The organism is Candidatus Zixiibacteriota bacterium (assembly GCA_016933955.1).
Classification (GTDB): Bacteria; Zixibacteria; MSB-5A5; order GN15; family PGXB01; genus JAFGTT01.
In genome coordinates this window covers 35,401-57,651 of sequence record JAFGTT010000024.1, presented here as the reverse complement: position 1 = coordinate 57,651, position 22,251 = coordinate 35,401, and the positions used below count along the sequence as shown (strand labels likewise).

At 46.6% G+C, this 22,251-nt stretch carries 19 protein-coding genes and 1 riboswitch; of the genes, 18 read left to right on the top strand and 1 reads right to left on the bottom strand.

What is annotated here, in order from left to right:
• Nucleotide 1 precedes the first annotated feature (1 nt).
• The 6 genes from JXQ28_08255 (at nt 2) to rnhC (ending at nt 5,613) form a co-directional block, all read left to right on the top strand.
• Nucleotides 2-892 (top strand): 50S ribosomal protein L11 methyltransferase, encoded by an 891-nt coding sequence (locus JXQ28_08255; protein ID MBN2277721.1) that lies wholly within the window; start codon nt 2-4, stop codon nt 890-892.
• Nucleotides 889-1,632: a 16S rRNA (uracil(1498)-N(3))-methyltransferase gene (locus JXQ28_08250; GenBank protein MBN2277720.1), complete on the top strand. Its 744-nt coding sequence runs from the start codon at nt 889-891 to the stop codon at nt 1,630-1,632. The genes JXQ28_08255 and JXQ28_08250 overlap by 4 nt, the downstream gene beginning before the upstream one ends.
• A gap of 28 nt (nt 1,633-1,660) precedes the next feature.
• On the top strand, nt 1,661-2,443 hold the full coding sequence (locus JXQ28_08245; protein MBN2277719.1) for a prepilin peptidase: 783 nt from the start codon (nt 1,661-1,663) through the stop codon (nt 2,441-2,443).
• Nucleotides 2,444-2,507: 64 nt separating this feature from the next.
• A complete protein-coding gene (locus JXQ28_08240; protein MBN2277718.1) occupies nt 2,508-4,352 on the top strand; it encodes a hypothetical protein in 1,845 nt (614 codons plus the stop codon).
• Between the two features lie 60 nt (nt 4,353-4,412).
• Nucleotides 4,413-4,973 carry an elongation factor P gene (gene efp, locus JXQ28_08235; protein MBN2277717.1) on the top strand — a complete coding sequence of 187 codons (561 nt, stop codon included), beginning with the start codon at nt 4,413-4,415 and terminating at the stop codon, nt 4,971-4,973.
• Nucleotides 4,948-5,613 carry a ribonuclease HIII gene (gene rnhC, locus JXQ28_08230; GenBank protein ID MBN2277716.1) on the top strand — a complete coding sequence of 222 codons (666 nt, stop codon included), beginning with the start codon at nt 4,948-4,950 and terminating at the stop codon, nt 5,611-5,613. The genes efp and rnhC overlap by 26 nt, the downstream gene beginning before the upstream one ends.
• Before the next feature lie 102 nt (nt 5,614-5,715).
• On the opposite strand, the gene JXQ28_08225 is transcribed toward rnhC, so the two are convergent.
• Nucleotides 5,716-6,492, bottom strand: coding sequence for a hypothetical protein (locus JXQ28_08225; protein MBN2277715.1), 777 nt, complete (start codon nt 6,490-6,492; stop codon nt 5,716-5,718).
• 285 nt (nt 6,493-6,777) lie between these two features.
• On the opposite strand from JXQ28_08225, the gene JXQ28_08220 reads away from it, so the two are divergent.
• The 12 genes from JXQ28_08220 (at nt 6,778) to JXQ28_08165 (ending at nt 22,251) form a co-directional block, all read left to right on the top strand.
• Nucleotides 6,778-8,826 carry a GAF domain-containing protein gene (locus JXQ28_08220; GenBank protein ID MBN2277714.1) on the top strand — a complete coding sequence of 683 codons (2,049 nt, stop codon included), beginning with the start codon at nt 6,778-6,780 and terminating at the stop codon, nt 8,824-8,826.
• Nucleotides 8,827-8,924: 98 nt separating this feature from the next.
• Nucleotides 8,925-9,065: riboswitch (FMN riboswitch) on the top strand.
• 56 nt (nt 9,066-9,121) lie between these two features.
• Nucleotides 9,122-10,213, top strand: coding sequence for a bifunctional diaminohydroxyphosphoribosylaminopyrimidine deaminase/5-amino-6-(5-phosphoribosylamino)uracil reductase RibD (ribD, locus tag JXQ28_08215; protein ID MBN2277713.1), 1,092 nt, complete (start codon nt 9,122-9,124; stop codon nt 10,211-10,213).
• Nucleotides 10,210-10,845, top strand: coding sequence for a riboflavin synthase (locus JXQ28_08210; GenBank protein ID MBN2277712.1), 636 nt, complete (start codon nt 10,210-10,212; stop codon nt 10,843-10,845). The genes ribD and JXQ28_08210 overlap by 4 nt, the downstream gene beginning before the upstream one ends.
• A gap of 19 nt (nt 10,846-10,864) precedes the next feature.
• Nucleotides 10,865-12,076 (top strand): bifunctional 3,4-dihydroxy-2-butanone-4-phosphate synthase/GTP cyclohydrolase II, encoded by a 1,212-nt coding sequence (locus JXQ28_08205; GenBank protein MBN2277711.1) that lies wholly within the window; start codon nt 10,865-10,867, stop codon nt 12,074-12,076.
• Nucleotides 12,077-12,084: 8 nt separating this feature from the next.
• The gene (locus JXQ28_08200; GenBank protein MBN2277710.1) at nt 12,085-12,561 is read left to right on the top strand and encodes a 6,7-dimethyl-8-ribityllumazine synthase; all 477 of its coding nucleotides are present in this window, start codon (nt 12,085-12,087) and stop codon (nt 12,559-12,561) included.
• Nucleotides 12,558-12,962 carry a transcription antitermination factor NusB gene (nusB, locus tag JXQ28_08195; protein ID MBN2277709.1) on the top strand — a complete coding sequence of 135 codons (405 nt, stop codon included), beginning with the start codon at nt 12,558-12,560 and terminating at the stop codon, nt 12,960-12,962. Before JXQ28_08200 ends, nusB begins: the two co-directional genes overlap by 4 nt.
• Nucleotides 12,963-13,134: 172 nt before the next feature.
• A complete protein-coding gene (locus JXQ28_08190) occupies nt 13,135-16,179 on the top strand; it encodes a DUF2723 domain-containing protein (protein MBN2277708.1) in 3,045 nt (1,014 codons plus the stop codon).
• Nucleotides 16,179-17,291, top strand: a complete 1,113-nt coding sequence (locus JXQ28_08185) for a glycosyltransferase family 4 protein (protein MBN2277707.1) — start codon at nt 16,179-16,181, stop codon at nt 17,289-17,291. The genes JXQ28_08190 and JXQ28_08185 overlap by 1 nt, the downstream gene beginning before the upstream one ends.
• 5 nt (nt 17,292-17,296) lie before the next feature.
• The gene (locus tag JXQ28_08180) at nt 17,297-18,322 is read left to right on the top strand and encodes a flippase-like domain-containing protein (GenBank protein ID MBN2277706.1); all 1,026 of its coding nucleotides are present in this window, start codon (nt 17,297-17,299) and stop codon (nt 18,320-18,322) included.
• Nucleotides 18,297-19,034, top strand: coding sequence for a glycosyltransferase family 2 protein (locus JXQ28_08175; GenBank protein ID MBN2277705.1), 738 nt, complete (start codon nt 18,297-18,299; stop codon nt 19,032-19,034). The genes JXQ28_08180 and JXQ28_08175 overlap by 26 nt, the downstream gene beginning before the upstream one ends.
• 2 nt (nt 19,035-19,036) lie before the next feature.
• On the top strand, nt 19,037-19,990 hold the full coding sequence (locus JXQ28_08170; GenBank protein MBN2277704.1) for an NAD-dependent epimerase/dehydratase family protein: 954 nt from the start codon (nt 19,037-19,039) through the stop codon (nt 19,988-19,990).
• Nucleotides 19,991-20,016: 26 nt separating this feature from the next.
• Entirely contained in the window at nt 20,017-22,251 is a 2,235-nt protein-coding gene (locus JXQ28_08165; GenBank protein MBN2277703.1) for a glycosyltransferase family 39 protein, read from the top strand.

The window sequence follows — 22,251 nt, the reverse complement described above, 5'->3', positions numbered from 1 at the left end:
TATGACAGCCGGTCAGACCAAGCCGGAATATTATTTTGAAGTTTCAATAACCATTCCCAGGGATATTCTCGACGCCGTTTGCAATTATATAATCGAAAATCATGCCAACGGACTGGAACTTGAAGAAAGGAACAGCGGTACAGAGACAGATATTCGATTTTATGTTCCATCCGGAAGCGGGAAAAATTACCAAAAGAACCTGACAAATTATATCAATCAAATAGCCCCACCGCTTGATTTCTCGACATCATTGATAAGAACGCGGACTATCGCTAATATTTCCTGGGAAGAGGAATACCGAAAATCGGTCGGGCCCATCAGGGTCGGGCCGTTGGAAATTCGGCCTCCCTGGTATTCTCGAAGTGCCGACACCCGTTACGATATAATTATTGAACCAAAGATGGCCTTTGGTACTGGAAGCCATGAAACAACCCGGCTTTGCCTTGTCGAGTTATTAAAGCATGTCCGGAAAGGTCAGGCTGTTCTGGATCTGGGTTGCGGCTCAGGAATACTGGCTGTTACGGCCGCCCGTCTGGGGGCCGCTCGTGTCAAGGGATTGGATATCGACCGTCTGGCCATTGATAACGCTCTGGAAAACATCGTCATCAACGGCGTGGCCGGGTTGGTCGAAATAGATCATGGATCAATGGAATTGGTTAAAGATGATCCCCCTTATGATATTCTGGTTGCCAATATTATTAAGAACACCGTCGTGGAATTATACGATCAGATCAATACCGCAGTCAGGCCGGGCGGGATTATTATTTTATCAGGTCTTCTTATTGAGGATCAGGACGCCATTTTAAGATTACTGCCTGATTATAACAATATTGCCAGATACGAACTCAGCCGCGCAGGCCAATGGCTGGCTATAACGGTTTTTAAAAAATGAACTCGGTTTATTACACTTCGCCGGAAAATATAGTTGCCGACTGGTTGATCATAACCGGTCCCGAGGCCCATCATATTAAAAATGTTATGCGCCTCACCAAAGGCAGTGGTCTTATGGTCGTTGATGGTCTGGGTAATGGTTATAAATGCATTATCGAAAAATCGTCCGCCGGCAAAATTGATTGCAGTATCCTGAATGTGGCCCGGCATCATAATGAGACTCTCACCCCGGTGATTCTTGCGGCCGGGATATCGACCGGTTATAAATTCGATGATGTCATTGAGCGGGGAACCGAACTGGGCCTAACTGCCTTTATCCCCATGATTACCGAAAAGTCAAAGGTGAAACTTGAAGACGAAAAGCGTCGGAAAAGCAAATTATCCAGGTGGCAGAAAGTGGCTCTGGCTGCTATGAAGCAATCCGGGCGGGCCTTTTTGCCTGAAATCCGGGATTTCGCCCATTTTGAGGATATTTTAAATCGCTATCATGATTCGGTCCGATTGATCCTGTTCGATCCCGGTTTTCCGGACGTCGCCGTCGATAAAATGGAATTGAATGATCACGACCGTCCCGTAATGATTCTTGTTGGACCGGAGGCCGGTTTTTCGCGGGGAGAAATCGAAATCGCCCGGGAATATCATTGCCCAATTGTCTCTTTGGGGAAAAGAATTCTCAGGACCGAAAATGCTTCACCCACAGCCTCGGCCATAATAATGTTTTTGCTTGGCGAACTCAGGTAGTCCGTCCTTTCCGCCGATATATTGAATGATGTTACCTTTATATTTATATATATTGATTTTTATTCTGGGTCTGGCCGTCGGTTCTTTTCTCAATGTCTTGATCTACCGGATTCCCAGGAATATGAATTTTATTTTTACCCGCTCCATCTGTCCGAAATGCCGGAAGGGAATAAAATTCTATGACAACATTCCGGTCATCAGCTACCTGATTCTGCGGGGGAAATGCCGTCATTGCGGGGAAAGAATTTCCCGGCGCTATCCGCTGATGGAACTCCTCAACGGACTGATTTACCTGTTCCTGTACTGGCATTTAGGACCAAGAATTGATTTTTATATTTATGCTTTTCTGTCGTCTCTGTTGATAATCATTTTCTTTATCGATCTGGATTTCCAGATTATCCCGGATTTGATAACTCTGCCCGGAATGGTCATCGGTCTCGCCCTATCCTTTCTTCCCGGCGGGTTGGGGATTATTCCTTCGGCCGTCGGCCTGCTGGTAGGTGGAGGGGTATTATATATTATAGCCCTCCTAGGCGACTGGCTGTTTAAAAAGGAAAGCATGGGCGGGGGCGATATAAAGATGGCGGCCATGCTGGGAGCCTTTCTGGGCTGGCAGAAGGTTATCTTTATCTTTTTTGGAAGTGCCTTAGTAGGTTTGCTCGTGTCGCTTGTTTTGCTGTATTTTTCAAAGAAACTCAGAGCCAACCGGGTTATACCTTTCGGCCCTTTTCTGGCCGCCGCCGCCTTTATCGCCATTCTTTACGGTGACCGGGTTATTGCCTATTACATAAACAACTTTTTTCCGATTTGATGCCTTGATCGGATAGCCCGGTCTCTCAATCAATTCGACATCCTGACGATACTTAGAATAAATTATGGCTGATAAACCCAAAGATTTTCAACTGGAAATCAGGCTGGGACTGGCACTGATTATTCTGGTCCTGGTTATCCTGAATTTCGCCTCGCATTACACTCTTTTCAGGGTTAGAAATTCGATTCGATTTCAGGTTGAAGATGAGCTTTTGGAAGCGTCGGTGATTTTGGCTGATAACGTCCAGCGCTTCGGCTATGGCAGGATTCCTGATTTGGTAGTCGGAGCGATTCAGAAGAGCTATAATCTTGACCGGATCTCCTTTGTTCAGCTCGATTTCAATCGGGCTATGGCAATCTACGGCGAGGATAGTCTTGATTCCGACCTGCGGGCCATGGACAGTACTCTGACAACGCGGATCCTCCGGCCGGTTCTGGAAAATCGACCGGTTTATAATCACCATCGGGGCGATATTGTCAATACAGTTATATACCCGATGGAATACGCCGGTTCCGATTACCTTATTTCAGTTACTAAAAGCAATAATCTACTGAGTTCCCTTGAGAATGCGGGCCGGATTCTGCTCTATGTCGGTTTGCTTGGAATTGTCATCATTTTGTATGCCACGATCAAATTTTTAAGGATGGTTATTTATCCCTATAAGAGACTCCGCGAGAAAGCCGAAAAATCGGGTCGGCTGATAAGTTCGGATCGGGACGATATGTCACAATTGATTCTGTCTTATGAAAATATAATCGCAGATTTAAAAGACAAAGAAAAAGAGCTGGTTCGTTTAAATGATCTGACCTCCCGCCGGGCCGAGGATTTGGAAGTCTATAATAATTATATCCTTAAATCGATTGATACCGGAATAATCACTCTGGATACAAATCATCTCGTGTCGACAGTCAACCAGGCGGCCATCGCGATTCTGGATCTCAACGGGTGGGATGGCAATAGTGTCGATTATTCGGTGTTTTTCCACGACCAGCCGGAATTGATTCCGCCAGTTGAAAAATTCTATGAAACCCGGGATAATGTTTACAGGCAAACGGTGGTTTTAAAGAAAAAGGAAGGTGAGCGGATTCTCAATATTTCCCTGACCCGGATGATTGACAGCAAAGGTTATCCAATCGGTAGTGCGATTATTCTCAACGATCAGACCGAGTTTGTCAAACTACAGGAAGAGCTTGATCTTAAAAGACATCTGGCCACCCTGGGCGAGATGTCGGCCGGTCTGGCTCATCAGTTGAGAAATTCCATAACCGCCTTAGTCGGTTTTTCACGGTTGATTAATAAGAAGGCCGTGAAAGATGATTCCCTTCGCCAGAATACCGAGCATCTTCTCCGCGAAGCGATCGAAGCCGAATCACTGGTGGCCCGTTTTCTGGAGTACGCCCGCCCTCTTGAAATCGAATGCGATCGACTGAATGTGCTGGATATGGTCAAAATAATAATTGCGACCGCCATGGAAAAATATCCGAATGTTCGATTCGAAATACTGCCTCAGGATAAGATCCTCTCTGAAATCACCGGGGATTTTCTGCTTCTGAAGCAGGCGGTCGGGAACATTGTCGATAATGCCTGTCAGTCCTTCAAAGACAAAGCCGGACGGGTCAGCTTTGAATTCTCCGAATCGGGTCATTCTCTGGCACTTCATATTGTGGATAATGGGCCGGGAATACCCGAAGACTACCGGGACAAAATATTCGCCCCGTTCTTTTCGGGTAACCCCTCGGGATCCGGATTGGGATTACCGCTGGCCCGGAAAATAATATCTCTTCATCAGGGTTCCATCGATTTTGATACCGAAATCGGAAAAGGGACAGAATTTTGTATTTTCCTGCCCAGGTCAATGCCCCAAAATACATTTCTACCGGCAATTGCCGAAACCGCTTCAAAAGTATAAAAACCGTTGCCTTTTTCGTTCAATTATCTATATTCAGACCTGGAAATTGATGGAGGTATAATGATTACTGCGGGCGAAATCAGAAAAGGGAAAAAAATCATGTATGAAGGCGGCCCCTACACGGTAGTTGATTTTATGCATGTCAAGATGGGTCGGGGACGTCCGCATGTTAAGGCCAAAATGAAACATCTCATCACCGGACAGGTAATTGAAAAATCGTTTCTGACAACCGAATCATTTGATGAGCCGGATCTTGAAAACCGAACTATGCAGTACCTTTACTGCCAGGATAATGAATATTTCTTCATGGATAGCGGGACATTCGAACAGATTCAGATTGACTCTGAAAATCTCGGTGATACACGCTGGTATTTGATGGAAAACACGGAATATACGGTATTGCTTTTCGAGGGGAAACCGATATCGGTCGATCTTCCAGCCTCGGTTGTCCTTACCGTGATGGAAACCGAACCGGCCGTTAAAGGTGATACGGTTACTAATGTTATGAAACCGGCCAAAGTCGAAACCGGCTATGAGGTCAAGGTGCCTCTTTTTGTCAAGGAAGGGGACAAAATCAAAATCGACACGCGGACTGGTGAATATATCGAACGGGCCAATTAATACTCCGGTTTACAATAAAATCCTCGGAATCGATGAATCCGGAAAAGGAGACTTCTTCGGGCCTCTGGTTATCGCCGGGGTCCTGGCGGACCATATCGCCGCCGAGCGGATGCTCGATTACGGGGTGCGGGATTCCAAGAGACTGACGGATAGTCGGGTTCTGGAAATCAGCCGATGGCTGTCTGATAATTTTATTCATTCGGTAGTCATTATAGGTCCGGAAAAATATAATCAACTCTATGCCAGGATAAAAAACCTCAATAAACTTTTGGCTTGGGGGCACAGCCGGGTTATTGAAAATATCGCCTCATCCAATGACATTGATCTGGCCATATCGGACAAATTCGGCCGTGATGATTTTATCGAGGGGGCGCTTATGAAAGAGGGACGAAAAATCAGGCTTCTTCAGGAAGTCAGGGGAGAGGCTATTACCCAAGTGGCCGCGGCTTCTATTATGGCCCGGGCGGCCTTCGTTACCCAGATGAAAAAATTGTCGGGTCTGTTTCAGGTAGAATTACCCAAGGGGGCAGGGCCCCTGGTTGATCAGGCGGCGGCTGAAATTGTGGCCAGGAGCGGACAGGATATTCTTGCCAAGATCGCCAAAATTCATTTTAAAAATTACCGCAAGGTTATCGGCTGAAATTTCGTTTTAGTTTTAAACCTGAAATAAATAAACCGGAAGGAGTCTAACGACGTCTTCCGGTTTATTAATCAACAGCATTTAAAGAAGATGGCAGATGCCTTAGAGTATAATTTCGCCGACCACCTCGCCATCGGGGTAAGTGTCAATATTGACCCCGAGAACATATTTTACGAGTCCGGTTCCGGGCGCATACCAGTAATAATTCGTGGCCCTGCCGTTTTTGTTTTCAACCCGGAGGCATTCGTCAATGGCAACACCCTGCTCAAGAACGATATCCTCGCAGGCGGAAATTTGGAAATAATTGGCGCCGAGTGTCGGAAAACTCTTAGTGGCACCGTTCATATTATTGTCATCGATCTCACCGCCGTCATCACCGCCCAGACCATTGTAATTGTCATCATACTTGGAATCATTGTTATTAAGGATACTGTCGATGATATTATATTCAAGGCTGATCTGAGAAGCATCGTACCTTACCCAGGCGCGGCCAACCGTGAAAGGAGCCTCCAGCAGCTTTTCCGGAATGTCGGCGGCATCCTCGATATAATACAGCGCTTCACCCTCATAATAGACAACGCCGCTATCGACTTGAGCGGGAAATTCCAGGTTGCTTTTGATCCAGTAATGTCCCTGGTGAGTACCCACCGTGGCTGATCCCCCGATGGTGTATATATAATAACCGGTATCATTGATAACATGGTTGTATTCAGCGTATTGAATACTGCTTCCGGTTTTCATGGGGAAATACTCCGTCAGGCCGGGTTCCTCGGGGGCGGTGTATTCCACCGAGGTGGTTGAATCCGAACAGCCCATCCACACCAGCGGAATCGACCCCGCAATCATTATGATAAGAATAATCAAGAAAGACTTTTTCATTTTGCCTCCCCCCGCAACGAGCGAGATTTTGGATGTTTTAGATAACTTTGGCGATCTCATCTGCAACCTCGATGCCAACTCGTGTTGTTATCATAAGTAATAGTAAGGCAGGCGATTATGGCGATTGTGCGGATTTCTGATAAATCAAACTCCTGATAAATAATGGGATATATCCCATTTTTATGGGGGAAAATCGGTTTTGTCGGGCAGGCTAAGGGAGACGGCGATATTGCCGATTAAAGGATAAAGGCCCGTCGGTGCTAAAATTATGCCGCGAGGAGTCATATGACGCAATTTATACTCGATCTGTGTTTTACCCTCGTTTTTGTTATTCTTCTAAGGCTTCTGAGCAGGATAAAAGACAAAACTTTTGAAAATAATAGAGAAAGTTATAAATACACCATTTCGGGAATTTCGGCCCTGCTTCTGGTTTCTATTTTGCGTCTTTTAAAACACCAGAGTGTGTTCGGAAATGTCCCTTTTTTGTCCGAACCGGTTTACCTGGATCTGGCCGAGGCAATCGGGATTGTGGCCGGGGTCGCTCTGATGATCGGAGGTGTCTCGATCTGGCTGCCGCTTAAAAAGAAAAGGAACGGTCAAATGGAACGGGAGATACATCAACAGGAGGCACTTCTTAAGATTATCTGGGAAATTCTGGAGAATGATAAAATCAATCGCATTTTTAATACTGTCCCCCGGATAATTTGTGCCGAATTAAATTTCTCATCGGCGGCCGTATTCAAGAAAAAGCGCCGGCATGAAAATTACCTCTGGAGTCACGGTTTCAATATTGATACTGATTTGTCGAATAAAATATCCGCCCGGCCGATACCGGCCACGGCCGGGATAGAAGATTTACTAAGAATCCAGGATGAACTCGGCGCCGATGGTCATATTCCGCTTCAGATAAATAACCTGACGCGCGGAGTAGTCTATTTCTGGAAATCCGGACGAGCCCTGATGACGGCCGAGGAACAGGTCATTTTGAGGAAAATCGAAAGAGCCTTTAAATATCGTTTGACCGCTCAGTTCATCAGCCTGAAACAGCAATTTTTGGAGGAAACCAGGCATTATATTATGCATATGAAAGGCCTGGTGGCCCGGAGGAAAGATATCAAATCCAGTCTTAATGAAATTCAGATGCTATTAAAAAGCGCATTGGGGGCGGAGTACATGTCACTGGCTATTCTTGATCGTTTCAGCAAAAACATGCGTTGTTTTACCACCGGTCTGAACAGCCGGGTGCTTCTCGATCAGGGTTCTCATCTCCCAATTGAAAATACCCAGATAGATGAAGTTTTTTCATCTCACCGGAGTCTGATAATTGAAGACGTGACATCCTCCGGTGGACAGAATATTGACTCATTATTCTTGAGTTGCGGGCAGAAATGCCTGATGGCCCTTCCCCTGGTGAGTTATGGGCGGGTTATCGCGGTGATCACCCTTGGTAATTCAAGGCCGAACTTCTTTAGTCATCGTCTGCTTCAACGGGCCGAAATGCTGGCTGCTGTCATGGCCCCGGCGGTTGAATCCGAAATCGGCCGCAGTATCGTATTCGTCAGAGATCGTTATCTTGGCGCTCTTTCTTCTTTTAATGCCAGGGTGGAGGCAAGTTCCGATATTAATTCTCTTCTGGAAGCGGCGGCTGATACTCTTATGGAAAATATTCGCACCACCATGATAAGGGTTTCCATGCTCAATCGGGAGCGAACGGAATTATCAACCTGCCAATTGAAAACAATCCGGCCTTTTGATCGTATCAATGTCGAAAAAACCACCTTGGCCGAGACCCTGACTCCCTGGCACTGTATGGCCATCCGGGAAAATCAACCGTTATTGATAAATCAGAAAGACGCATCCTCCAATATGGATGAAAACGAGGCCCGCGTTCTGGTATTCGAGGGTATGCAATCGGTCCTGATTGTCCCCATTGCCGTCAATGGAATTACGTTTGGCTTAATAACCCTGGGCGAGATGCGAAATTGGATGCGCTATTCTTATGACGCCTCAACCATATTATTCTGCAAGGAAATAGCCTCCAGAGTGGCGGGTGGAATTAAAATCCAGAGGCTAGGACGGGCTCTCATGAACGACCGTGTGAATTTGCCGGATAAGTCGATTCCGGATATTCATAACGGGGATATTCTGAATCGACTCAAATCACCTGTAACCAGCCTGCGGGGATCACTTGATTTACTGAGGGTCCGAGGTATGACGCCGGACGATATTTCACGCCGGGTTATGGAATCCATGGAAGAGTCGACCAATCAGATAATATCGATGATTAATAAGGATGAAATGATTCCCGAACAAACCTCGCCGGATTTGATTTAATAAGTATTTCACCCGATTGCCTTTACGCATTCGGGTGTTTTTTGATTTTCAGCCTGATTTTTCTGCTTGATTTTGTCATCATCTTGGTTATATTGGCAACAGTTCTTCGGGGCGAGGTGAAATTCCTCGGCCGGCGGTAAAAGCCCGCGAGCCCCAGTCTACCGGGTAGGTTACTCGGTCGGGGCAGAATCGGTGGAATTCCGATGCCGACGGTATAGTCCGGATGGGAGAAGAATGAAGGTAATTTTATACCGTCCGGTGTTTAACGCCCCGATTGATTTATTGGGGTTTTTTTATGGCCGCAAGCCGTGATGCCGAATACATGCAACTTGCTCTGGAATTAGCCGAGCGCGCCAGGGGAAGAACGTCACCGAATCCGATGGTCGGAGCGGTTATTGTAAAGGACGCTCAGATTGTCGGACGCGGGTATCATAAACGTGCGGGGATGCCTCATGCTGAAATCAACGCTTTGGCCGAAGCAAGGGATAATGCCCGCGGGGCCACGCTCTATGTCAACCTGGAACCGTGTTGTCATTATGGCCGGACCAGCCCGTGCACACAGGAAATCATTAAAGCCGGAATAAAAAGAGTGGTTTTTGCCCTGACCGATCCCAATCCGGTTGTCTCCGGACAGGGGGCCAGGGAACTGCGAAAAGCCGGTATTAAAATTAATTTCGGTATTCTACGCCGGGAATCAGAACTCCTCAACGAGGTTTACCTTAAATATATTACCACCGGGCGGCCGTTTGTTATTCTTAAAACCGCACAGACGCTCGACGGACGTATCGCCGCCGTTTCAGGAGATTCGCGCTGGGTGACTGGATCCAAGGCCCGCCGATTGGTTCACCGACTACGGTCGGAATGCGATGCTGTGGGGGTTGGGGTCGGAACCGTTAATATCGACAATCCGGAATTAACGGTACGCCTGATAAAAGGCCCCAATCCGTACCGCCTAATTATCTCCGCCGGGGCGGCCTTTTCCAAATCCATAAAGCTGTTTAAAAATAATTCCGACGCCCGGACAATTGTGGCCACCTCGGCATCCACAGCGGCATCCTTGAAGTTGAAAAATATTATCGTCTGGTCGGTAAAAAAGGGCAGGGGGGGGGTATCTCTCGATGACCTGCTGGATAAAGCCGGTCGATTCGGAATTACGTCTCTTTTGATCGAAGGCGGCAATCGCTTGGCAACATCCCTTTTGAAAGAGGGGCTGGTGGATAAACATTATATTTTCATAGCCCCCAAAATTATCGGCAAGGGGATAAATGCCGTAGGTGATCTGGCTTTAAAAAGAATGGCTGATGCCATAAGTTATCGCAATGCCCATTATTATACCGAATATGAACCGGATCTACTGTTTGTCGGTTACCCTAAGAGGAGCAAATGATGTTTACCGGTATTATAGAGACCGTCGGGATTGTTCATAATATTAGAACTCGCGGCAATTACAAACTTCTTTCGATAGATCCTGATAAACCGTTCGATGGCCTGATTATGGGGGAATCCATTGCGGTCGATGGCTGTTGCCTGACGGTGACGGAAATAAATAATAATCGATTTACCGTTGAGGCTTCCCAGGAAACAATCAGGTTGACCATCCTGAATAATTATAAAACCGGGGCCAGAATCAATCTTGAGCGGGCGTTGCTTCCTACAAGCCGTCTGGGCGGGCATTTTGTCTCCGGACATATCGACTGCCGGGGCAGGATTGCCCTTCTTCAACACATAGGCGAATCTCTAAAACTGGCGATCAGCTATTCGGATGATTTTAGCAGACTTCTGGTAGGAAAAGGGGCGATTGCCATCAACGGCATTTCCCTGACTGTCAATGAAGTCAAGGGTGATATTTTTACAGTCAACCTGATTCCCTATACGACGAAAGAAACCACAGTCGGTGATTTCAAAATCAATGATGAAGTTAATCTGGAATTCGATATTCTCGGCAAATATGTCACGAACATGTTGAGCGATAAAAAACAAACAATAACAATTGAAAAACTGCATGAAAGCGGTTGGTGATAATTACACTGGAGATACAATGAGTGATTTTGACAGCATTCCTGAAGCAATTGAAGAAATAAAAAAGGGCCGCATGGTAATTGTCGTCGATGATGAGGACAGGGAAAATGAAGGCGATTTTATCATGGGCGCGGAGAATGTAACCCCGGAAGCCATCAATTTTATGGCCATGCACGGGCGCGGACTTATCTGTGTTCCCCTGAAGAGAGAACGGATTGATCGGTTGAAATTGCACCCGATGGTGGATACCAATACCGCCCTGCATGGTACCCGGTTTACCGTATCGGTGGACGGATGCGGAAGCAAAGGAGTAACCACGGGAATTTCGGCCGGAGACCGGGCCCGGACAATTCAAATTATGGCCGATGACAACAGCCTCCCCGAGGATCTCTGCCGGCCGGGTCATATTTTCCCTATCCAGGCTCGTGACGGAGGGGTCTTGTCCCGGGCCGGTCATACCGAAGCCACGGTGGATTTGGCACGGATGGCCGGATTGAAACCGATCGGGGTTCTCTGTGAGATTATGGATCATGACGGAACCATGGCCCGTCTGCCGCGTCTTCGAGAGGTGGCTCGGGAATTTAATTTAAAACTGATTACCGTCAAACATCTGATTGAGTATCGTCGGCATAAAGAAAAACTGGTAAATAAAATTGTCGTGGTCGACTTTCCGACCAAATATGGCCATTTCAATCTGCACCTGTATGAATCGCAGATCGACGATCATCATCATCTGGCTCTGGTTAAGGGTGATGTGGCCGGAAAAGACAATGTCTTGGTCCGGGTTCATTCGCAATGCCTGACCGGGGATATGCTGGGTTCGCTTCGATGTGACTGCGGCGATCAGCTGGCCAGCGCCTTGCGCATGATCGAAAAAGAGGGGACCGGAGTGCTACTTTATATGCGCCAGGAAGGGCGCGGAATCGGACTGGCCAATAAAATCAGGGCTTATAAACTTCAGGATGACGGCCGCGATACCGTCGAGGCCAACCATGAACTCGGATTCAAGGCCGATCTCCGCGATTATGGTATTGGGGCACAGATTCTGGTGGATCTCGGATTGAGTTCCATTCGGTTGATGACCAATAATCCCAAAAAAGTGATCGGTCTTGAGGGATATGGGTTGAAAATAATCGACCGCATTCCCATACAAACTCAACCGACCGAATTCAATCGGAAATACCTGACCACCAAGCGTGATAAACTGGGACATATGTTGTCCATATTATAGGAGCGGTTATGAATTACAAAGAAATTGCAGGAAATCTGAACGCCCGGGGCCTCAAATTCGCCATGGTTGTGAGCCGTTTCAACAACCTTTTGACTTCCAAGCTTCTCGAGGGGGCGTTGGATTGTCTGGTCAGACATCAGGCGGATATAAACGATATCTCCGTGGCCTGGGTGCCGGGAGCTTTTGAAATCCCCTATGCCGCCGCCAGGCTGGTTAAGAGCGGAAAATATGATGCCGTGTTATGTCTTGGGGCGGTTATAAAGGGCGATACGCCTCATTTTGATTATATTGCCAGCGAAGCAACTAAAGGTATCGCCAAAACCGCTCTGGATAGCGGGATTCCGGTAATATATGGCCTGATTACGGCCGATACACTGGAACAGGCCATTGAACGGGCGGGAACCAAGGCTGGAAATAAGGGCTGGGATGCGGCTCAGGCCGGTATTGAAATGGCCAATCTTTATCGGGAAATTGACAAGAAATGAGTAGCAGACGTCGCGGTCGTGAATATGTCCTGAAAGCCCTCTATGCTTTCGAGCAGGGAGAGCAGTCGTCAGAAGAGATTTACGAGAATATTATCAAGAATGGCGGATTGGACGAAAAAACGTTGCTTTTTGCCCGGCAGTTATTTCATGGAGTGGTCGCCAATCTTGTTGAAATCGATGATTATATCCAGAGGCTGGCGACCAATTGGAAAATCGAACGAATCGCCATTGTCGATAAAAATATCCTCAGGATGGCCATCGGTGAGGTTAAATTCATGCCTGATATCCCCATGAAGGTGGCCATTAATGAGGCCGTGGAACTGGCCAAAAAATACAGTACACTGGAATCGGCATCCTTTGTCAATGGCATCCTCGACCGGGTTCTCCATGAACATGCATGATAGATAAGGGAATTGAATGTCGAAGCCGCCCACTATCCGGGCGGCTTTTTTTTGGCTCTGCATTCGGGTAAGTCAATAAGGAATACTTTTGCGGCCATTCGGGCGGTTTTCTTGCTGGACAAAACAGAAAAAATGTTTATATTCTAAGTTTATTTTGTATAATGGCTTAGCCATGGGGTCAGGACAACGAACGGTGAACGGCAAGCAATTAAGCAGTCATTCAAGTACCAAATTCGACCGGGTCAATGCGGCTCTGGCCGTCCTGGTTTTTTTGATTGCCTTAATTGTATATATGAAGACCATGGCGCCGACGTTTTCTTTCTGGGATTGCGGAGAATTCGTGGCCTGTTCCCATATTCTCGGTATTCCTCATCCGCCCGGATCGCCTCTTTATATTATTTGGGGCCGTATATTTTCCATTATCCCATTTTTCGTCGATATTGCCGCCCGGATAAACTTTTTTTCCGTTTTTTCTTCGGCGGTGGCGGCGGCGGTTGGCTATCTGGTGGTGGTGAGACTAATTGGTTACTGGTTCGGTGACAGGAAGAATCCTCAAAACCGATTGATTGCCTATATCGGAGGTTTTACCGGGGCGCTGTTCATGGCGTTTTCCAATACCAACTGGTCGAATTCCGTGGAGGCCGAAGTCTATGCGGCGGCTATCCTGTTCATGATGGTCATTTACTGGCTGGCACTTAAGTATCTGGATTGCCGGGAATCGCCGCCCGGAAGTCGCCTCATGCTTCTGGCCGCCTATATCGCCATGCTGGGTGTCGGTATTCACCTGACTCTTTTTATTATCATTCCGGTTGTGGGTTTGTATTTCGTATTCAAGTCCGAATCCGGGACAAATGAATGGGCCATTGTATCTCTCTTTTTCTTTCTGGAGTTATTCCTGGCCCTGCTTATTTCGGCTCGTCCCGGAGAAATCCCCTACCATTTGCCGGTCCTGGTTATTTTAATAATATTTTTATTCCATTCTGTTTCGATGGAGAAAATCGCCCGCTCAACTGTTATCACGCTAATTTTATTTATGATTGCGGCATGGCCGTCATACTTTATTATTGTCGGGGCAATTTCAAAAAGTCTGACCGGTGCAGGCCTGTCGAGCTCCCTTGCCGTTGTCGGACATTTACCGCTTGGCTGGATTGGGCTTGTAGCACTCGTGATTTGGGGAATATTTTGCCTTGTTAAATATCTATCCGCCCGAGATAAGGCCGCTAATATCAAGTTATGGTTGATTCCCGCCATTTATGCGCTGACTCCGGCAGTATTATATGCCATAGGCCGGATTTTCGCTCACACCGGTTATATGACCTTTATGATATTCACCGCCATCATTATCGGTCTCCTGGCATTGGTTTTATGGCGTAGGGTCAACTGGCTTATTCTTATTGCCCTGGGATCTATTTCACTGATTATTTTTGGTTTTTGGGAATTCGTGATAGGTTTGGGTGTTGGAATAATGATAATTATTGGGACCGCTCTGTTTCTTAAAGACGGGAATTGGAAAACAGCTATGGCGATAATGCTCCTGGCCATAATTGGTTATTCTATCCATGTTTATATCCCGGTTCGTTCATCCCGAAATCCAAATATTGATGAAAATAATCCATCGCGTTCATTCGCCTCGGTGGTCAATTATCTGGAACGCAAGCAATATGGCTCTCAGTCGATGACCTCGCGGATGTTTGACCGGCGGGCGGAATGGGAAAATCAATTCGGTGATCATATCCGGATGGGTTTCTGGGGATTCTTCAAAGAGCAGTACGGACTGACCGGACCAAAATTTTTTGTTATTCTGATTCTGGGACTGTTCGGTATCTGGGAGACCATCAGGAGGAGGCCGGATCTTGGCTTGCCTTTTCTGGTTTTATTTCTGATTTGCTCGGCCGGGTTTGTGCTGTATATGAATTTCGCCGATGGAACCCGCCAGAATCCGGTCACTGGTTTTAATTACCTTGAAGTACGCGATCGGGATTATTTTTTCACCCCGGCCTTTATTCTATTCGGATTGGCGGTCGGGTTGGGTATCGCCGGTTTCATCGATTTGGTTCGAGATGCGGTTTCGCAGGCCTCGGCCGGAATCAGAAAAACGGCTTTCGGGATAGCTTCGCTTCTGGTTCTGATGCCTCTCATTCCACTGAAACACAATTATTTCATCAATGATCGCTCCCGAAATTACTTACCATATGATTACGCCAATAATTATCTGAAGTCCTGTCGTGAAAATATGATTTTTATCACCAATGGCGACAATGATACTTTTCCGCTATGGTGTATCCAGGAAGTTTATGGGATCCGATCGGATGTCAAGGTGGTAAATCTTTCCCTGGCCAATGCCGATTGGTACACCAAACAATTACGGGATCAACACGGGATTTCCATTGATCTGACCGATGATCAGATTGAGAGTTTGCGGGGTTATATGATCTCAGAAGGGAATCCTTACCGCATTCAGGATCAGGTCGTTGATTATATTATCACTGCCAATAATTGGAAAAGACCTTTCGGTTTCGCGGTTACGGTTCCCGATAACAGCCGCCGTTTCCGGGGACGATCGCTTAATGACCATCTTATTCTCGAAGGCATGGTATATCGCCTGACTCCGACGGAAGGCAAGGATCAGATAGACTATGATTTTACGCAGAGAATGTATGAACATGAATTTGAATATCGCGGTATTGCCGAGCCGAGCGTGTACAAGGATGAAACCAGCCGGCGTCTGTCCAACAATTATGCCCAGGGTTTCATAGTCCTGGCCGATTCCATGAAAAGGGCTGATAACTATGAAGGGGCAGTGAAACATATAAGAATGGGAATGGAAGTTTTGCCCGAGTCGGAAGATATTTATGTGTATACCGCCCAGATGCTTGGCTATATGGGGCGCTTCGATACTCTTATGACCTATATCAGCAATTGCCCGCTGAAGGATAAAAGGAAGCTTTATTATAACGGCGGTCTGGCCGCCAAAATGACCGGACATACCAATGAAGCTATCGAACTTATGGAACAGGCTTATCGGTTATATCCTGATTATGCCGATATATTCCGGTCCCTGGTACGGATTTATTACCAGGAGAAATATTATTCACGGTTGAGGATTATTGTCACCGACTGGGTGGCCCGACACCCCGATGATTATGAATCTAAAGAACTCCTTCGGCAGATTCAAAACATCGATACCGATAAAGATACTGTCGAGGGGCGACACTGATGAAAATTCTCGCCCTTAACTGGCAGGATTTGACCAATCCAATGGCAGGTGGAGCAGAGGTTCATCTCCAGGAACTGCTTCACCGCCTGGCCGCGATGGGTCATGAAATCACCCTCTTTTGTTCCGGGTACAAAAACTGCCTCCCAGAAGAAACTATCGACGGTCTCAGGATTATCAGGCGCGGCAACCGGTACAATTTCAACCTGATTGCTCCCCGCCACCTGCGACGTTTGGTAAGGCGGGAAAAATTCGAGGTTTTAATTGAGGATATAAATAAAATTCCATTTTATACCCCTCTTTATCTTAAATTACCGACTCTGGTGGTTGTTCCGCATCTTTTTTCGACGACTGTTTTCCGGGAAATCAATTTCCTTCTGGGGCTGTATATTTATCTTTCCGAAAAACCGATGGTTCGGCTTTATCGAGGGCGGAAATTCAATGTCATTTCGAAATCGACCGCCCAGGATATCGCCCAACGGGGAATTCCGGAGAATGATATTTCGGTGATTCACTGCGGTATTGACGGTGAATTATATAATTTCGATCCCCTGGTTAAGAAATATTCCAGACCGACCATCCTTTATCTCGGACGAATAAAAAAATATAAGGGAATCCAACATTTAATCCAGGCCTTTGAAAAGGTGTTAAAGGTTATCCCTGAGGCGACATTGAAAATTGTTGGAACGGGCGATTATCTCACGTCCTTAAAGGAACTGGCGGGTGCCCTTAAAATAAGGGACAGGGTGGAATTTCCGGGTTTTGTAAGCAGTGCCGATAAAGTGGAATATATGCGTCGATCTCATGTCGCGGTTTATCCTTCTTCTAAGGAAGGCTGGGGCTTGACCAATATCGAAGCCAATGCCTGCGGGACCTGTGTTATAGCGGCCGATTCGCCCGGGTTGCGGGATTCAGTGGTTCCCGATCAAACCGGGTATCTGTACCGTTATGGCAATATTGAGGAATTATCCGGGAAATTGATTATGATCCTGACGGACGAAACCAACCGCTCGCGGTTGGAAAAGGGAGGCCTGGAATGGGTCAAACGATTTAACTGGGATCAGGCCGCCCGGGAATTTTTGCAGATTCTTGAAAATGTTGCGGGACGGGGTTGACCGAAATGGCAAAGAAGAAATTCTGGTCTATTATTCTCGGGATTATAATTTCCGTTGTCTTTCTTTATCTGATTTTTAGAAATGTCAATTTCCGGGAACTGGCCTCCATTTTGAAGGATGCCCAGTATCTCTGGCTTTTACCCAATTTGTTTTTCGTGGTCTTTGCCATGTTTCAAAGAGCGGAGCGATGGAAATACATGATCCAGCCAATCGCGCGGCTTAAGTACGGTAAGCTCCTTTCTGCCACCTGTATCGGGTTTATGGCCAACAACGTTCTGCCGCTCAGACTGGGCGAATTCGTTCGTGCTTACGCTCTGGCTTATAATGAAAATCGAATAACCAAATCGGCCTCACTGGCGACTATATTTGTCGAGCGGATGGTGTTTGATCTACTGGCTCTTTTATTAATTCTGGTGGTGATTCTGATTTTTGTCCCGATTGAAATCGACGATAAATTTAAACTTGGGGTGGCCCTATCGCTGGCAGTCGCAATTGCCGGTCTGATCTTTGCGCTTGCCATAGTGACGAAACCCGAAGGTTCGGGCCGGTTGCTGACGAAATATCTTTTTTTCCTGCCCGCTCGCATTAACGATATCATCCGGAATACCATCGTTAAATTTTCGCGGGGGCTGTTGTTTCTCAAGGATTGGCGTAAAATGGCCTGGGTGTCGGGACACACCATCTTCCTCTGGCTTTGCATGGGTATTTCGAATATATTTGTTTTCTGGGTTTTTCATATTGATCTGCCGGTTTATGCTTCCTATGTCCTTTTGGTGGTCGTTTCCATTTCCATTTTGATTCCATCCTCTCCGGGATTTATCGGAGTATATCACGGGGGAGTGGTCTGGACTTTACATATGTTCGGGGTCGGGACCGACAAGGCGGTATCATGCGCCATTGTGCTCCATGCCGCGCAGTTCATTCCCATTACCCTGATGGGCTTTGTTTATCTTTATCGGGAAGGGCTTTCCCTGAAACAGCTGGAACAGGCGGCCCTGCAGGAAAATGACAACTCCAAATCAAACGACTGAGAAAATACTGGCGATATTGCCGGCCTACAATGAGAGCGGCAAGATCGGCCGGGTGGTGCAAAAGATCAAGGCCGTAAATTATGTCAACACCATCCTGGTGGTCGATGATTGTTCTTCCGATACCACTTATGTGGAAGCCGCGGCGGCCGGCGCAACGGTTATCCGGCATGAGATTAATCGCGGGGTCGGAGCGGCCATTAGAACCGGGATAGAATACGGTCGGAAAAACGGTTTTGATATCGGGACGATTCTGTCTGGTGATGATCAGCACGAACCGGAGGAGTTGAAAAGGGTGGTCGGGCCGATTGAAACAGGTGAGTATGATTTCATCCAGGGCTCGCGAAGGATGGAAGGCGGGCGAGTGATCAATGACCGGCCTTTTCGGAAAGTGACCACGCAACTTTATTCAATGCTGTTTTCAATCCTTGTACTCAGGAGAATCACCGACGCCACCAATGGATTCAGAGCTTTCCGGCTGAGTCTTTTTGATGATCCTGCTTTTAACACCGAACAGGAATGGCTTGACAGGTATGAACTGGAACCATATATATTATTCAAAGCGGTGATCGATAAAAAAATACGGTTTAAGGAAGTCCCGATTACCATATATTATCACGATCACCGAAAGCAATTCACCAAGATGAAACCTTTCCGTGACTGGTGGCGGCTGGCCAAGCCGATGGTTTATCTGGGATTAAGGTTGAGGAAATAAACGTGATAAAAGTCGATTTTACGGGCAAAACAGTCCTGGTTACCGGCGGCGCCGGTTTTATCGGATGCAATGTGGTCGGACGTATTGTTCGTTCCGGCGGAAAAGTCATTGTTCTGGATGATTTGTTTACCGGGGATGTGAAGAACATCGATCCGGATATTGACTTTGAATTCGTTAAGGGTTCGGTGACTGATTATGATCTGGTTCTGCAATTGATGAAGCGGGTTAATTATGTTGCTCATCTGGCCGCCCGCAATATTATCATATCAACCAGGGACCCGCGGGAAGATTTTATGACCAATATCGGGGGCACCCTGAATATTCTTATGGCCGCCCGGGAAACTAAACCGACCAGGATCGTCTATTCCTCATCGGCCTCGATTTACGGTAATCCCAGGATATTGCCGATTATGGAAGATGAAAGCCCGCTGACATTTTCACCTTACTCGGTCTCAAAACTGGCCGGTGAAAATTACTGCTACGCTTTTTATGAAACCTATTTTGTCCCGGTCACGGTGGTGCGATATTCCAATATTTACGGGCCCAAACAAAATCCGGCGAATCCCTATTGCGGAGTGATCTCTAAATTCATCGCTGCCATAGACCGGGGACAGGCACCCCAGATTCATGGTGACGGGCATCAAACGCGGGATTTCACTTTTATCGATGATGCCGTCGAAGGAACCCTGATGGCGCTTCTTTCGCCTCGCTCCGAGGGGATGGTTTTCAATATCGGAACCGGTTCCGAAACCAGTATTATCGACCTGGTTCGGGTGCTGGCGGAATTAAGCGGCAAGGAATTCCAGTGCGAACATATTGACCGGCGAGATATTGACAATATCCGCCGCCGTGTTCTCAATATCGAACGGGCCCGGACCCGGCTTCGCTGGCAACCGCAATTTACGCTGCGAGAGGGGCTTCGACAAACGATTGAATGGTATCGGAGTATCAGGTAATAGATACCGAACTTGAATGACCGGCCATGTCATTGAGGATTAAATTAAGACATCTGGTTCCGGCCGCGCTGATTGTCTGCGCTCTGGTGAGACTTGTTTTTATTTTGGCCGTTCCCCAATTGCCGGTAATGTGGGATGCCCGTATTTACTCCTCGGCCGCCCTCGGCCTGATCGGTTATCTGGAGAATCCGGAGAGATTTGGTCATCCGGAACTTGACTCGCCCGCCGATTCATCGTTCTATCGGGCACGATTCGATCATACTATGAATGAATATATCGAAGGCGAACAGATCGAATGGTTGTACTATAATATTCCCTCTGTTCATGAAGCCCAGGATTATATCTTTCTCTCCGGACCGGTTTATCCGCTATCTCTATCCGCAATATTCGCCGCCAATTCCGGGGATGATTTTTTACTGGTCAGAATACTTAATATATTTATTGATTGTCTTTCGCTTCTGCTACTGATACTCATTTCGGTGAAGTTGTTCGATATTAGGGCGGCTGTTCTGGCAGCGGTACTGTTTATCTTCTATCAGCCGTTTATTCTGATGGCCGGAATGGTTTCTCCGGAGCCGCTGACCATCATGTTTATTCTTCTGATTTTATATTTGATCCTGTGCTGGTACGAAAAGGGAGACTATCGCTATCCTGATATGGCCGGGTTGATTCTCGGAATCCTGTTTCTGACAAAACCGACGGCAGCTCTGCTGTGTCTTCCATTCGGATTAGGTGTTATATATGATTTATGGCAAGAACGTCGCAGGTCAATTATTGGACTATCGGGTTCGGCGATTATGTTTGCCATTATTGTGATTCCCTGGATTATAATTAATAGTATCTACTATGGTAGTTTTTCTATTCGTGATCCGGAATATTCCGATGCCAATATTCGATCCAGTTCTTCAATAAAATATGAAGGTTACGATTTGGATTATACCGATGTTGATTTCTGGATAGCTCCAACGGCATATTCAATAAAAACCAATCTGTTTTCATACGGACATCTTCTCCTGAAAAAAACAATCAGACTCTGGGGCAAGCCGTACAATGATTTCAACCAGAGGTTTATTTTGGGGAGTAGTCTGAATTCGGCCTGGCACTTAATAATCGTCATAGGCGGGCTGTTCGGTGCCTTTATGTTCATAACAGGACCCGGCAAAGGGCGGATATTTTTGCTTTCGATTCCTCTTTATTATACATTATTGCATATCATCTTTCATTCTCTGGCCAGGTACAATCTCAATCCCATGCCTTTTCTGATAATAGCCGCTTCGGGCGCATTAATTGCAGTTGGGTCGTACATTCATGAAAAAGTCAATGTGAAGAATTTATGGGGATGGCTGCTTTTTGTTGCCGGAATATTGTTTATTCTCCTTTTCCCGGAAAAGTGGTTTATTCCTTTATTGGGCGTCAAACCGGGAGTAATTGCGTTAGTCGTTTTAAAAGCGATTATTCTGGTAGCCCTGGGAATAGTTCTTCTCGTGGCCGTATCATCGCGAATCGGTCATCGGGCGGCCCTCAAATCGATTACCATTCCCATCATAATATTATTGGCTTTATTGCTGTTTGTGGGACATCCCGCCGATTCATGGACAGAATGGAGTTGCCGGTTGGATAAACCCGATCAAAAAGCGGGCCTACGTATTTATTTTCCGCCTGATTTCCGTCTGGGCGAAAACGACCTGGTCAGAGTGGGAATTGATTTAACGACCAGTAAAAATTGCCATAGTCCGTTTATCATTACCTTAAACGGTGATAATGCACCTCTTTATATTCACCGCCCGCCGATAAACAGGTTTTATTACAACAAAATGACTTATAATGTTTTTGAGACTTTGTACGATTTTGGGCAGGAAGAGATGCGGGCGTGGCGTTTCATTCCGATCAATACTTCAGTTTTCAACGGTTATCTGGATTGTCATGGATTTATTGATATTTCCATAGGCACCGGGGCAGAAATGAAAGCCAAAGGTGAATTCCTTAACTTGTATGGTAATTATAAAATCGGAGGAGTCGACTCGTTAAATATCCCCAGCCTGACCCATCATTCGATAGAAAGATTCGTGGAAAAAGGCGATCCCCGGATATGGGTCGATTATAAACTTTCCTCCGATTCCGCGATTTCGTATTATATTGCCGATGACGTTTCCAAGAGGGCCGATTCAAGTGACCTTTCGCCCTCGACCGGTTACCAGGAAGGTCGGTATCGTATTATTATAGAGGTCAAGCGATTTGACGAAAGCAGGTATTACTATTAG